Raw genomic sequence first — 13,942 nt, forward strand, 5'->3', positions numbered from 1 at the left:
GGAGCGAGCTTGCTCGCGATGGGGCCAGCACAGCCGGCACAAACCTTTTAAACCACCGCCGCCCGACGCTGCACAAAGCGGTCGACATACTCATCCGCCGGCGAATGCAGGATCTCTCTCGGCGTACCGACCTGGATCAGGCGGCCGTCCTTGAGGATTGCGATGCGGTTGCCGATGCGTACGGCCTCGTCGAGGTCGTGGGTGATGAAGACGATGGTCTTGTGCAGGGTCTTTTGCAGTTCCAGCAACTGGTCCTGCATCTCCGCGCGGATCAGCGGGTCGAGGGCACTGAACGCTTCGTCCATCAGGATGATGTCGGTGTCCGCCGCCAAGGCGCGGGCCAGGCCCACACGCTGGCGCATGCCGCCGGAGAGCTGGTGCGGGTATTTGTTTTCGTAGCCCTTGAGGCCCACGGTGTTGATCCAGTGCAGCGCACGCTCGGCGCACATGGCTTTGGTTTCGCCACGGATTTTCAGGCCGTAGGCGACGTTGTCCAGCACGCTCTTGTGCGGCAGCAGGCCGAAGCTCTGGAACACCATGCTGATCTTGCGCCGACGAAATTCGCGCAGGGCTTCCATGTCGTATTGCAGGATGTCCACGCCGTCCACCAGGATCGCGCCGCTGGTCGGGTCGATCAGGCGGTTGAAGTGGCGGACCAGGGTCGACTTGCCGGAACCCGACAGGCCCATGATCACGAAGATCTCGCCGCTGCCGATGCTCAGGGACAGGTCGTTCACGCCGACCACGCAGCCGGTTTCGGCCAGCACCTGGTCCTTGGTCTTGCCCTGGCCGACCATGGCCAGCGCGTCCTTGGCACGGTTGCCGAAAATCTTGAAGACGTTCTTGACTTCGATCTTGCTCACGGTTGCGTTGTTCATTTGCTCACCTCATGCCGTGCGCGACCGTACGCCTGTGTAATGCGGTCGATCACCACAGCCAGAATCACGATCGCCAGACCGGCTTCAAGGCCACGTCCGACGTTGAGGGTCTGAATCCCCACCAGCACGTCTTCACCCAAGCCACGGGCACCGATCATCGAGGCGATCACCACCATCGACAGGGCCATCATGGTGGTCTGGTTGATCCCGGCCATGATGCTCGGCAGGGCCAGCGGCAGTTGCACGCCGAACAGTTGCTGCCAGCGGTTGGCACCGAAGGCGTTGATCGCTTCCATCACTTCGCCGTCGACCTGGCGAATGCCCAGATCGGTCAGGCGGATCAGCGGCGGCGCGGCGTAGATCACCGTGGCGAAAATCGCCGGGACCTTGCCCAGGCCAAACAGCATCAGCACCGGGATCAGGTACACGAAGCTCGGCATGGTTTGCATGATGTCCAGCAAAGGCATCAGTATCGAACGCAGGCGGTTGCTGCGCGCCGAGAGAATGCCCAGCGGAATGCCGATCAACACCGAGATGATCGTCGCCACCATCATCAGCGCCAGGGTCTGCATCAGTTTGTCCCAGAGGCCAACCGCACCCACCAGGAACAGCAAACCAACGATGACGGCAGTGGTCACGACCTTGCGGGTCGCGTGCCAGGCCACACCGGCCACGATCGCCAGCATCAGCCACCAGGGTGCAGCGCGCAGCAGGCCTTCGAGATTGACGATGGCCCACAACAGGGTGTCGGAGATGTGTCGGAACACGTCGCCGTAGTTGGTGACCAGCGAATCGACCCAACCGTTGACCCAGTCGGCGATGGAAAAGGTAAAGCTTTCGGGAAACATAAGAGACTCTCAATCAAGGGGTTGCGATCAAGCATCCGACTGCCGTCGCCGGCAGCCGGAGAAGCTCAACCTACAAGGCCGCGTCGATTTTCTTGGCTGCATCTTCGCTCACCCATGCGTGCCAGACTTCAGGATGTTCCTTCAGGAAGATCTTGGCCAGTTTTGGTGATTCGATCCGCTCTTTGGTCATGCGCCCCAGGTTCTGGTTCAGCAGGTCGATTGGCACGTTGACCTTTTCCAGCACGGCCACCAATTCAGGCGCTTCGTCGTGGAAAGTCTTGGACAGGCCGACCTTGATATCCACGGTCTTGTTCACGCCTGGCTTCTCTTCGAGTTTCACCGCGTCGATCTGGCCCATCAACGGGGTTGGCGACCAGTAGTAGAACAGGATCGGCTCGCCACGCTTGTAGCTCGACAGCACCGCGGCATCCAGCGCCGGGCCGGTGCCTGGGCGGAAGTTGGTGTAGGTGCTTTCCAGGCCGTAGCTCTTCAGCATTTCGCTGTTGTCCAGCTCACAGGTCCAACCGGCCGGGCAGTTGTAGAAACGGCCCTTGGACGGCTCTTCGGCGTCCTTGAAGATCGCCGAGTATTTGCCCAGGTCAGCAATGTTTTTCAGGTCCGGAGCCTTGGCTTCCAGCTTGCGCTTGGTGTCGCCTTCGATCACGTAGCGCGGCACGTACCAGCCTTCGATCGCGCCAACAACCGGCGCGCCGACACCAACGACCTTGCCGGCCTTCTCGGCCTTGTTCCAGACTTCACTACGGCCGACCCATTCTTCGGCAAACACTTGAATATCGTTGCTGCTCAGGGCGTTTTCCATGGTGATGGAGTTGCCCGGCAGGCTGTCAGTCTTGCAGTCGTAGCCTTTCTCCAACACGACTTGCATCACGTCGGTCAGCAGCATGGCGCTTTCCCAGTTCAAACCGGCGAACTTCACAGGTTTACCCGACTCGCACCAACCCGCAGCCTGAGTGGCGCCAGCGCTGGCCAGCAGGCCCATGGAAAGCAATGTGGTCAGCAGGGTCTTGTTCGATTTCATTGTTGTGACGCTCCTAATCATGAATTGGCTTACGGCAGTCAAGAGGCATCCAGCCCTGTCCACGTCCAATCAGGCCTGCGCCGCAGCGCGACCGACATTCAGCTTTTGTTCGGTGACAGCGTCCTGCTCGAAGCGGCAGGATCAAACGGTCTGGTATTGCGCAATGCCGCTGCGTGGCCAGTGAGAGCGAGCAGGCTCGCTCTCACATAAAAGCAGCTCCCACAAATCAGGTGTTACTTGCCGGTAATCATCGGCAGGTTCAACCCTTGTTCCTTGGCGCAGTCGATAGCGATCTGGTAACCGGCATCGGCGTGACGCATGACGCCAGTGGCCGGGTCGTTGTGCAGCACGCGAGCGATACGCTCGGCCGCTTCGTCAGTACCGTCGCAGACAATCACCATGCCCGAGTGCTGGGAGAAGCCCATGCCGACGCCGCCGCCGTGGTGCAGGGAAACCCAGGTCGCGCCGCTCGCGGTGTTGAGCAGGGCGTTGAGCAGTGGCCAGTCGGAAACGGCGTCGGAACCATCCTGCATCGATTCGGTTTCGCGGTTCGGGCTCGATACCGAACCGGAGTCCAGGTGGTCGCGGCCGATCACGATTGGCGCGGACAACTCGCCGCTACGGACCATTTCGTTGAACGCCAGGCCCAGCTTGGCGCGCAGACCCAGGCCAACCCAGCAGATACGTGCCGGCAGACCCTGGAAGCTGATGCGCTCGCGGGCCATGTCCAGCCAGTTGTGCAGGTGGGCGTCGTCCGGGATCAGCTCTTTAACCTTGGCGTCGGTCTTGTAGATGTCTTCAGCGTTGCCCGACAGTGCAGCCCAACGGAACGGGCCGATGCCACGGCAGAACAGCGGACGGATGTAGGCCGGTACGAAGCCCGGGAAGTCGAATGCGTTTTCCACGCCTTCTTCTTGCGCCATCTGACGGATGTTGTTGCCGTAGTCGAAGGTCGGTACGCCCATTTTCTGGAAGTCGAGCATCGCTTTGACGTGCACGGCCATCGATTGCTTGGCAGCCTTGATCACAGCGGCAGGTTCAGTCTTGGCGCGAGCGCGGTACTGGTCCCAGGTCCAGCCGGCCGGCAGGTAGCCGTTGAGCGGGTCGTGGGCGCTGGTCTGGTCGGTGACCATGTCCGGGCGCACGCCGCGCTTGACCAGTTCCGGCAGGATTTCAGCGGCGTTGCCCAGCAGCGCGATGGAAATCGCCTTGCCTTCAGCGGTGTATTTGGCGATGCGGGCCAGAGCGTCGTCGAGGTCGGTAGCTTGCTCATCGACATAGCGGCTTTTCAGACGGAAATCGATGCTGACCTGTTGGCATTCGATGTTCAGCGAGCAGGCGCCGGCCAGGGTCGCGGCCAGAGGCTGAGCGCCGCCCATGCCACCGAGGCCTGCAGTCAGGACCCAACGACCTTTCAGGTCATCGTTGTAGTGCTGGCGACCGGCTTCGACGAAGGTTTCGTAGGTGCCCTGGACGATGCCCTGGCTGCCGATGTAGATCCAGCTGCCGGCGGTCATCTGGCCGTACATGGCCAGGCCTTTGGCGTCCAGTTCGTTGAAGTGTTCCCAGCTCGCCCAGTGTGGCACCAGGTTGGAGTTGGCGATCAGCACGCGCGGGGCGTTGCTGTGGGTCTTGAACACGCCGACCGGCTTGCCGGATTGCACCAGCAGGGTCTCGTCGTCGTTCAGGTTGGTCAGGCTTTCGACAATCTTGTCGTAGCATTCCCAGTTACGTGCAGCGCGACCGATACCACCGTAAACCACCAGTTCCTTTGGGTTCTCGGCGACTTCCGGGTCGAGGTTGTTCATCAGCATACGCAGCGGCGCTTCGGTCAGCCAGCTCTTGGCGGTCAGCTTGTTACCGCGTGCGGCACGGATTTCAACGTCACGAAACTTAGTAGGTTTAATGTCAGTCACGAAAAAGACTCCTCAGCAATCAATCCAAACCAACCCAGGCAGTGGGCGAGCAAGCCAATGGGCATCAATGCACACCGGCGAATCAGTGGACGATGGTTGAGTCCTCGTGACTCATACGCATACGTCTTTACTTGTACATACAAGCATATGCAATCAAGCGGCCAACTTGTTGGATGGGCATTCAAGAAAAAATCTGAAATGGCTGGAGAGCGCCTGGAACAAGGGTTCTGGCGAAGATGAAAAATTTTCGGGGGGATTTTTGTGGCGAGGGGGTTTTGTTACTTGAGCGTGGTTTTGCGCCACGCTGGGGCGTTCGGTAACAACGTGGTGCGCACAGGGAAACGCTGGTCACGGCGACCTTGAAACGCTCGGACTCAACGACTAAGCGAAAAAACCGGCCTAGGTGCATATATCGAGCCGATCTTCGGCGGCACATTGAGTGGACGCTGCATTCCAACAGGCAGTTTCAGAAGCGTCCTACTTACTTTGGGTGATCCAGGCGATATCGTTCGAACAAATGGCTGTTTTTTTTACTTAATCGCCGTGGTTTACGTACGGCCCAGAACTGTCGAAATCGACTGATCACCTGGTCAAAAATGGATTCAATACTTCACCCGGAGGGACTCAGATTGAGAGCATTAGCCTGTCTTGGAGACAAAACCAAATACGGTGAGATCATAACGGCCTCGACAACATGGTTTGAAGGCGACAAAGCGATAGCTCAATCGGGCGACCTCGCTCAATGTCGCAAGTGCCAAGGAGCGTTTCCAATTTTTGGGACAGTTTTCGATTGGTGTGAACAACAGCCCTTTGTTGCTACGGGTGACCGAGTGCTCTGTGGATGTCCTGACCATGTGGTTTATGGCTCAACCACTCAATACACCGCTACTGCAGTTAGCTCGATGCCTGCCACAGACCAGACTCCGAGCCTCAGCGAAGCCACCTCAAGCTCGACCGGTTTCGCTAAATCTTTTGTCGTCACTGATAGCCACACCGGGCAGCCACTCGCCAGTCGGGCATACATTGCCCTGGTGGATGGGCATCGAAAGGTAGGGCTGACTGACGCCAATGGCGTCGCGATCGTCGAAGCACCGACAGCGGACTCCGAGATCGAGCTTCACGTGATTTTCCAAGCGCCTGCTCGTGATCTGGCTGAGTTTTCGGAGGCAATCGTATGAGCGGAACAACCTTCACGACAACAGCCAAGGCACAGGAAGTGAAGCCCGGCCAGCCGGTAACCGCTGTCTCTATCACCGTAAACGACCGCGCCGCTACACGCGAGGCAATCATTAAAAAGGTGCGATCAATGGACGCTATATTCGTCGAGCGATCATCTTGGGGGGCTGTGAAAGGAAAACCAGACATGGTCATGGATTGGGACTACACCATGATTGCCCTGCACCATGCCGGACGAAGCCATAGCTGCGCTCCCGGTGCAGAAAAGATGCAGGAGGTTCAAAAAAGCCATCTGAGTCAGAAGTATGACGATATCGGCTATCACTACGGGATCGATTGCACCGGACAGATTTTCGAAGGTCGCGACATTCGACTCCAGGGTTCAAGCGTTTTGAAGTTCAACACTGGGTTGATCGGTATTGTACTACTGGAAAATTTGACAACACCGGACGAGGGGGGTGACTGGGTCGCCAAGGGGCGCGTCGCCCTCGACAGCATCGGCTACAGCACCACAAGCGTAATTCCGGCAGCTCAAATTGTCGCGCTGATGCACTTGATCAAATCACTGAAAAGCGTTTTCGTTATCAAGCATTTTGGTGGTCACAGGGAATACCCAGGGCAGGCTTCCGAAGGAAAAATCTGCCCCGGTAATATTGGGATGGAGTTGGTGAGAAACCTTAGAGCCAAGACCCAACTATTGCCTCCACCGGCGCCGCAAGAATGAAAAAATTATTGACTGCGGCAGTGCTGGTTGTGCTGGCTGTGCTTTACATCGGCTACTACGAAGCCCTTGAAGATGGCGATATTGAGACCGTTTTGTTCATCAAGAAATACCCGACATTTCAGATAAAGTTTTACAACATTCACGCTAATGATGGTGAGTATCGCAAAGTGGACAAACTAAGCAACGAGTTACGACAGGACATAATTGATTATTGCAAATACAGATTGGGCATTGAAACAGAGGTAAAAACGCAATCCGATGTGGAGACATGCGCAAAAATGTAGCAAAGTTTTCGCCCAAGGGTGGTTTTGCTTGATACGGCTCGCACCGATGAGTTAGGCGACAAGGTGCTCTCCAGGGGGAGTCAAGCAAATGCAGGGCGTTCAAGCCGACCACATGGGTACTACGGCAACAACACATCAAACGTGATAACCGGCACACAAATCGATGCTCTGCTGCACCTAGTGGAAGCCTTGAAAAGTGTTTTTGTCATCGAGCGATTTGGCGGGCACCGAGAGTTTCCAGGTCAGGACAACGATGGAAAAATTTGTCCTGGAAATATCGGTATGAAACTGGTGAGAAATATTCGTACTCAAACGCAGATACTGCCACCCCCTCGGGCCGTCGCAGAATGAAGTACTTCATATTAGCGGGTGTGCTTGCCTTGCTGGCGATTCTAAAAGTTGGCTATTACGAGGAACACTCCGAGCATGAAATATATACCATTTTCTTTGTAAAAAAGACGCCTACATTAAGAGTAAAGTTTTTCAACATTCATGCCAATGACGGAGACTATCGGCGAATAGAAACATTGAGCGATGAGCGACGGCAGAAGATCAAGGACTACTGCAAGTACCGATTGGGTATAGAAACAGAGGTGAAAACACAGGCCGACATTGTGATGTGCGCCAATTAGTAGGTGCGTTATTCGAGGTCAAATAAAAAAGCCCTTTAGGGTTTTTTTCTAAGCAGTGAGGCTAACAGGCTAAACGACAAGGCGCTCGCATCAGTCTTGCCGATCTGAGCCAGATCGTCTGCTCCCAGTCAATGTAAGCCGTAAGTTACATTGACTGGGAGCAGACCGTTTCGGTTGCAAGCTGCGACACGTCGGAGCTGCCGAAGATTTCATGTAAGTCAACGTTCAGTCAGTTCAATCACACAGCATGGCCCGCTGACGGAGATTTCGAGAAGGCTGGTGTTACCGTCCAGTTGCAGGCAATCATGGCGACCCAATTGCTGGGCACTGTTACCGACCTTCACCTCCAGCGCATCGCTGACACTGAACACCAGCACGGTCCCTGCCTCGCTAAAAAACCGCTGTTCGCCCCCGAGCCACTGCAACCGCGCGCTGCAACGCCTCGGCGCGTAGATCAGGTTGAAATCGCGGATCGGCCCACCCAGCAAGGTGCAGGACACCTGGCTCTCGCCGCTGAAGGCAAATGGATCGATGGGTAACAGCGGCCGCGTCACCTGCCCGTCAACCGTCAAGGTCATGCCATCACCCTGCAGCACGGTGATCACCCGCTCGTAACCGGCGAAGGTGGAAAAACCACCCGATTCGCCAATGTCGGCAATCGACAGGCGCCAGCCAAAGCCATCCAGGCCGGTGCCGGCATCACGGGTGATTTCTTCGGTGCTGCCGCCGCCGTTTTTCCATGGCATGCGTGGGTAGTCTTTGGCGCGTAAAACCTTTGCGTTACTCATTTATGGAACCGACCTTCCAGACGATGACGGGAACCTGGGTGGATCAAGCGAGCAGCAGTCACTGGCTGACGACCGGACCAGGTGCGGCGACGGATCAGCAGGCACGGCTCGCCTTTTTCAATCTGTAACAATTTACATTCGGACGACTCGGCCAGGATCGCCTCGACCACGTGCTCGCCTTCGGTCAGCGGCGCGACCTGGTTCAGGTAGGCGTATGGCGTTTGCAGGGTGAAGTCCTGTTTGAGGTAGTCCGGCGCCACCAGCGCATTGACGAAACGGTCTTCGATTTGCACCGGAATATCGTTTTCGAAATGCACGATCAGCGAGTGGAACACCTTCTGCCCTTCGCGCATGTCCAAGGCCAGGGCGCGCTCGGAGCCGGCGGCCTCTTCTTCGAGGGTGATGACCTTGCAGGTGTGCCGATGGCCGCGAGAGGCGATTTCATCGGCGATGTTGTGGACTTCGAACAAGGCGGACTGGCTTTTCGGCTCGGCGACGAACGTGCCGACGCCTTGCATGCGCACCAGCAGGCCATCGGCAGTCATCTCGCGCAGGGCGCGGTTGATGGTCATGCGGCTGAAGCCCAACTGGCTGACCAGTTCGCTTTCCGACGGAACGCGGTAGTGCGGCGGCCAGTTTCCACTGTCGATTTGCTGGGTGATCATTTGTTTGACGCGGGCGTACAAGGGCGCCGGACTGTCGCCCATGTTCGCGGCCAACGGAGAGACTGGAGGCGGAGTCGGCACGGTTAATCCTTGGTCATTTAGTTGATGTGCGTGGCCCGTGTGGTCAGTTCTGTCAGTCAATTTCGGCGCCAGAAATCCAGATCCTGCGTTGCTGTTCCTCGCCATAGCGGGCTATGACTCGTCACAGCGCCTTGGTTCTGAATTTCTGGCATCCGAACTTGATCTGACGAACTAACCGTACGGGCCACTAGCTTGCCGGAGTTTACCGGGCAGGCAAACGTCTGTATATGTATATACAAATAACACACGATGGGGTGCTGAACCATGTCCGCCTTCTTTGCCGAACGCGCGCTGCTGCCTAGTGGATGGGCCAACAATGTACGTCTTGAGGTCAACGCCAACGGCGTATTGACCCATATTCAGGCCGATTCCAACGCTGATGGCGCCGAACGGTTAAGCGGTCCGCTGCTGCCTGGCATGCCGAACCTGCACTCCCACGCCTTCCAGCGGGCCATGGCCGGGCTGGCGGAAGTGGCGGGCAATCCGAACGACAGTTTCTGGACCTGGCGCGACCTGATGTATCGCCTCGTCGGAAAAATCAGCCCGGAACAACTCGGTGTCATCGCTCGTCAGCTGTACATCGAAATGCTCAAGGCCGGTTACACATCGGTGGCGGAATTTCATTACGTACACCATGACATCAACGGCCAGCCTTACGCGGACCCGGCCGAACTGGCCCTGCGTATCAGCCAGGCCGCAGGTTCCGCGGGTATCGGTCTGACCCTGCTGCCAGTGCTCTACAGCCACTCCGGTTTCGGCGGCCAGACCCCGAACGAAGGTCAGCGCCGCTTCATCAACAGCACCGAAAACTACCTCAAGTTGCAATCGCGCCTGCAACCGGCCCTGGCGCAGCAGCCGGCGCAAGCCCTGGGCCTGTGTTTCCACTCGCTGCGAGCGGTCACGCCGCAACAGATCAGCGCAGTGCTGGCGGCCAGCGACAAGCAATGCCCGGTGCACATCCACATCGCCGAACAGCAAAAAGAAGTCGACGACTGCCTGACCTGGAGCGGTCGTCGTCCGCTGCAATGGCTGTACGAAAACATCGACGTCGATCAGCGCTGGTGCCTGGTCCACGCGACCCACGCCAACCCGGAAGAGGTCACGTCGATGGCCAGGAGCCGCGCCATCGCCGGTCTGTGCCTGACCACCGAAGCCAACCTGGGCGACGGGATTTTCCCGGCGGTTGATTTCCTCGCCCAGGGCGGCCGCATGGGTATTGGTTCCGACAGCCATGTGTCGTTGAGCGTGGTGGAAGAATTGCGCTGGCTGGAATACGGCCAGCGTCTGCGCGATCAGCGGCGTAATCGTTTGTATGGCGCGGATCAGCCAATGGTCGGCCGCACGCTGTTTGATGCCGCGCTGGATGGCGGTGCCCAGGCGCTGGGCCAGCCGATTGGTGCCCTGGAAGTCGGCAAGCGTGCCGACTGGCTGGTGCTCGATGGCAACGACCCGTACCTGGCAACGGCCAGCGGCGACGGGATTCTCAACCGCTGGTTGTTTGCCGGTGGCGATCGCCAAGTGCGGGATGTGCTGGTGAATGGTCAGTGGGTGGTGCGTGACGGGCGGCATGCTGACGAGGAAGAAAGCAGCCGCGCCTTCACTCAGGTACTGCGCGATCTTCTGAACTAATGCAAAAAACCCTGTAGGAGCGAGCCTGCTCGCGATGGTGTGTCAGTCAACATCGTTGTGCCTGATACTCCATCGCGAGTAGGCTCGCTCACACAGGGTCATGCGTTGTTAGTTCGACGTCTCGGCCATCTGCTGTTCCGACGCCCGCCAGATCAGCCGCGTGGTGTCGTAACCCTGCTGACGCGCCTTGCTCAGCAGCTCCTCACGCACCACACCGTTCACGGTCGGTGTGCGCGACAACAGCCACAAATACTTCCGGCTCGGGTCACCGACAATGGCGGTCTTGTAGTCATCGCTGACGTACAGCACCCAGTATTCGCCCTTCGCCGTACCCGGGATCAGCCTGGAGAACCAGGTATCGAACTCGACCCACAGCTTGTCGTTCTTGCCGGGCACCTGTGGATAAGCCGTGCCCTTGACCTCTTCCCATTGCCACTGCGCCGTCAGGCAGCGGTTCAACACCGCGACATTGCCATCAGGCTTGAGCGTGTAATGGGCTTCGGACTGCGCGCAGTCGCGCTGGAAGTACATCGGCATGCGAGCCAGCTCGTACCAGGTGCCCTGGTAGCGCTTGAGGTTGACGCTTTTGACAGTGTTGGGGGCCAATGGGTCCTGGCCAGACGTGGCACAGCCGGCCAACACCAGGCCGGCAAAAAGGATGATCAGTAACCGCTTCATTATTTTTCTCCCGCGGGCAAACGCCCCGGTTTACTTCAGGCCTTGGCCGGAAAACATCAGCACTTTGTCACCGGCGAACTGCACGCTGATAAAGCTGTTCTTGTCGCCCCAGGTGCAACTGGACATGCCGAGCGCGCCTGAGCAATCGGCGGGTTTGCCCAACAGGGTCTCCACATCGGCCTTGGCCATGCCGGCAGAGAGCTTCGAGTAGTTTTCCTGATTGACCTTGCTGCAGGCAGCGAGCAATACGCAGAACGAAAGCAGGGCGATGGAACGCAACGACATGGTGAAACTCCGGGGGCGTAGGGGATTGGCATGGCTGCCAAGCTGAAGCTTAGAAGAGAAAACCCCTGTCAGGTTCCCTGCCCGGCAGGCTATTTATCGGGCCACTCGTCTACCTTTTGCCGAAAATCAGCCACTTTGCCTGTTTACCGGGCATTTCGTCGTTTTTCAGAAACTCCGCCTAATCTTTGGCGCCGTTCAGTCGACATAAATGCAACGCAAAGCCACGTCGGTGGCATTTGCTCCCCCATTTTGTAGAACAGCCCCTCTGCGGTAGCTCATCCATGACCAGAAACATGAAGTTCAGCCACAAGATATTGTTGGCCGCCGCCCTCGTGGTGGCCGTCGCATTCGCTTGTTTCATCCTGTTCAACGACTATCGCCAGCGCGAAACCTTGCGCAACAGTACCGAAGCCTCGATGCAGGAACTCGGCAGCCTGACCACCAGCAACATCCAGACCTGGCTGGAAAGCCGTATGCAACTGCTGCAGTCGATGGCCCAGCAGATCAACGCCGACGGCAATGCTCCCGCCAGCCTGAAACGGATCATCGACCTGCCCGCCTACACCGGCAACTTCCAGCTGAGTTACTTCGGTGGCGCCAACGGCGTGATGTTCTCGGTGCCGGCGGGCAACCGCGCGGCGGACTACGACCCACGCGCCCGTGGCTGGTACAAGGCGGCCAACAGTGCGCAACAGACCATCGTCACCGAACCCTACATCGCCGCCTCCTCTGGCAAGCTGGTGATCACAGTCGCCACCCCGGTGCAGCACCAGGGCCAGATGATCGGTGTCGCCGGCGCCGACATCGACCTGTCCAGCGTCAGTGCGATCATCAATTCGCTGAACTTCGGCGGTCACGGTCATGCGTTCATCGTCGGTGCCGACGGCAAGATCCTGATTCACCCGGACAGCAAGCTGGTACTCAAGAACCTGACCGAGGCCTACCCCAACGGTGCGCCGAAAGTCAGCCCGGGCATGAAAGAAGTCGAGATCGACGGCAAGCGCCAGTTCATCTCCTTCACCCACGTCAACGGCGTGCCATCGGCGGACTGGTACGTGGCGCTGGTGCTCGACCAGGAAACCGCGTTCTCGATGCTCAGCGAATTCCGCACCTCGGCGATCATCGCCATGGTGATTGCCGTGGTGATCATCATCGTCCTGCTGGGCATGCTGATCAGCCTGTTGATGCAGCCGCTGCTGACCATGGGGCGCGCCATGCACGACATCGCCGAAGGTGAAGGGGACCTGACCAAACGCCTGACCATTCACGGCCACGACGAATTCGGCGCGCTGGGACTGTCGTTCAACCGCTTCGTCGAGCGCATTCACACCTCGATCATCGAAGTGTCCTCGGCCACCGGACAGGTCAACGAGGTGGCGCTGCGTGTGGTGGCCGCGTCGAACTCGTCGATGTTCAACTCCGACCAGCAAGCCTCGCGCACCAGCAGCGTCGCGGCGGCGATCAACCAGCTCGGTGCCGCCGCCCAGGAAATCGCGCAGAACGCCGCCCTCGCCTCGCAACATTCCAGCGATGCCCGCAGCCTGGCCGAAGATGGCCAACAGGTAGTGGATAAAACCATCGCCGCGATGCAGCAGCTGTCGGCCAAGATCAGCGACTCGTGCGGCAACATCGAAACCCTCAACAGCAACACGGTCAACATCGGGCAGATTCTGGAAGTGATCACCAGCATCTCCCAGCAAACCAACCTGCTGGCCCTGAATGCCGCCATCGAAGCGGCCCGCGCTGGCGAGGCCGGCCGTGGTTTTGCCGTGGTGGCCGATGAGGTGCGCAACCTCGCTCACCGCACCCAGGACTCGGCGCAGCAAGTGCAGACGATGATCGAAGAGCTGCAAGTCGGCGCCCGGGCAGCAGTGGGCATCATGACCGACAGCCAGCGCCAGAGCGAAAGCAGCGTCGGTATCGCCAACCAGGCAGGCGAACGCCTGAGCAGCGTGACCCAGCGCATCGGGGAGATCGATGGCATGAACCAGTCGGTCGCCACTGCCACTGAAGAGCAAACGGCGGTGGTGGAGTCGATCAACGTCGACATTACCGAGATCAACACGCTGAACCAGGAAGGTGTGGAGAACCTGCAGTCGACCTTGCGTGCGTGCGCAGATCTTGAGCAGCAGGCGGCGCGGTTGAAGCAGTTGGTGGGTAGCTTCAGGATCTGAGGCAACCTCACTGGCCTCATCGCGAGCAAGCTCGCTTGTATGCTAGGACTTGAAGGGAGGAGGAGGGACAAGGCTCGATTCTGACTGTTAGCGCAGTACAGATCCGTGGGAGATTTCGCCCCTCCTCCTTTCACCCAAGCGCCGA

Annotated in this window: 14 protein-coding genes and 1 pseudogene; 7 read left to right on the forward strand and 8 right to left on the reverse strand. The window is 58.4% G+C overall.

The genetic code is table 11. The annotated features are described in order from the left end of the window. Positions 1-47: 47 nt before the first annotated feature. From KGA85_RS15145 to hutU, 4 genes are all read right to left on the reverse strand, one after another. The gene (locus KGA85_RS15145; RefSeq protein WP_052960551.1) at positions 48-878 is read right to left on the reverse strand and encodes a glycine betaine/L-proline ABC transporter ATP-binding protein; all 831 of its coding nucleotides are present in this window, start codon (positions 876-878) and stop codon (positions 48-50) included. Continuing rightward, on the reverse strand, positions 875-1,726 hold the full coding sequence (locus KGA85_RS15150; RefSeq protein ID WP_046039591.1) for an ABC transporter permease: 852 nt from the start codon (positions 1,724-1,726) through the stop codon (positions 875-877). The genes KGA85_RS15145 and KGA85_RS15150 overlap by 4 nt, the downstream gene beginning before the upstream one ends. A gap of 70 nt (positions 1,727-1,796) precedes the next feature. Beyond that, positions 1,797-2,765: an ABC transporter substrate-binding protein gene (locus tag KGA85_RS15155; RefSeq protein WP_223543196.1), complete on the reverse strand. Its 969-nt coding sequence runs from the start codon at positions 2,763-2,765 to the stop codon at positions 1,797-1,799. 233 nt (positions 2,766-2,998) lie between these two features. Then, on the reverse strand, positions 2,999-4,681 hold the full coding sequence (gene hutU, locus KGA85_RS15160; protein ID WP_223457541.1) for a urocanate hydratase: 1,683 nt from the start codon (positions 4,679-4,681) through the stop codon (positions 2,999-3,001). Positions 4,682-5,310: 629 nt separating this feature from the next. On the opposite strand from hutU, the gene KGA85_RS15165 reads away from it, so the two are divergent. From KGA85_RS15165 to KGA85_RS15180, 4 genes are all read left to right on the forward strand, one after another. Continuing rightward, the gene (locus tag KGA85_RS15165; RefSeq protein ID WP_223457539.1) at positions 5,311-5,859 is read left to right on the forward strand and encodes a PAAR domain-containing protein; all 549 of its coding nucleotides are present in this window, start codon (positions 5,311-5,313) and stop codon (positions 5,857-5,859) included. Beyond that, entirely contained in the window at positions 5,856-6,581 is a 726-nt protein-coding gene (locus KGA85_RS15170; protein ID WP_223457537.1) for an N-acetylmuramoyl-L-alanine amidase, read from the forward strand. Before KGA85_RS15165 ends, KGA85_RS15170 begins: the two co-directional genes overlap by 4 nt. Beyond that, positions 6,578-6,865 (forward strand): hypothetical protein, encoded by a 288-nt coding sequence (locus KGA85_RS15175; protein ID WP_223457527.1) that lies wholly within the window; start codon positions 6,578-6,580, stop codon positions 6,863-6,865. Before KGA85_RS15170 ends, KGA85_RS15175 begins: the two co-directional genes overlap by 4 nt. Before the next feature lie 347 nt (positions 6,866-7,212). Beyond that, positions 7,213-7,497 (forward strand): hypothetical protein, encoded by a 285-nt coding sequence (locus KGA85_RS15180; protein ID WP_223457748.1) that lies wholly within the window; start codon positions 7,213-7,215, stop codon positions 7,495-7,497. A gap of 218 nt (positions 7,498-7,715) precedes the next feature. Here the strand turns inward: KGA85_RS15180 and KGA85_RS15185 are convergent, their stop codons facing one another. Together KGA85_RS15185 and hutC are read right to left on the reverse strand one after the other, a co-directional pair. Next, positions 7,716-8,285, reverse strand: coding sequence for a HutD family protein (locus tag KGA85_RS15185; RefSeq protein ID WP_223457525.1), 570 nt, complete (start codon positions 8,283-8,285; stop codon positions 7,716-7,718). Beyond that, entirely contained in the window at positions 8,282-8,992 is a 711-nt protein-coding gene (gene hutC / locus KGA85_RS15190; RefSeq protein ID WP_173677901.1) for a histidine utilization repressor, read from the reverse strand. Before hutC ends, KGA85_RS15185 begins: the two co-directional genes overlap by 4 nt. A gap of 303 nt (positions 8,993-9,295) precedes the next feature. Here hutC and KGA85_RS15195 point away from each other — a divergent pair, with 303 nt between their 5' ends. Continuing rightward, positions 9,296-10,660, forward strand: a complete 1,365-nt coding sequence (locus KGA85_RS15195) for a formimidoylglutamate deiminase (protein WP_223457523.1) — start codon at positions 9,296-9,298, stop codon at positions 10,658-10,660. A gap of 108 nt (positions 10,661-10,768) precedes the next feature. Here KGA85_RS15195 and KGA85_RS15200 read toward each other — a convergent pair whose 3' ends face one another. Both KGA85_RS15200 and KGA85_RS15205 read right to left on the reverse strand, forming a co-directional pair. Next, positions 10,769-11,338 carry a lipocalin family protein gene (locus KGA85_RS15200; RefSeq protein ID WP_223457521.1) on the reverse strand — a complete coding sequence of 190 codons (570 nt, stop codon included), beginning with the start codon at positions 11,336-11,338 and terminating at the stop codon, positions 10,769-10,771. A 30-nt stretch (positions 11,339-11,368) separates the two neighbouring features. Continuing rightward, entirely contained in the window at positions 11,369-11,623 is a 255-nt protein-coding gene (locus KGA85_RS15205) for a hypothetical protein (RefSeq protein WP_007975531.1), read from the reverse strand. 293 nt (positions 11,624-11,916) lie between these two features. Between KGA85_RS15205 and KGA85_RS31420 the strand changes: the two are divergent. Both KGA85_RS31420 and KGA85_RS31425 read left to right on the forward strand, forming a co-directional pair. Then, a pseudogene (locus tag KGA85_RS31420) lies at positions 11,917-12,939 on the forward strand (cache domain-containing protein); the annotation flags it as partial. Positions 12,940-13,032: 93 nt separating this feature from the next. Then, entirely contained in the window at positions 13,033-13,797 is a 765-nt protein-coding gene (locus KGA85_RS31425; RefSeq protein ID WP_411741745.1) for a methyl-accepting chemotaxis protein, read from the forward strand. Positions 13,798-13,942: the final 145 nt, after the last annotated feature.

Source organism: Pseudomonas sp. GL-B-12 (assembly GCF_019955895.1).
Taxonomy (GTDB): domain Bacteria; phylum Pseudomonadota; class Gammaproteobacteria; order Pseudomonadales; family Pseudomonadaceae; genus Aquipseudomonas.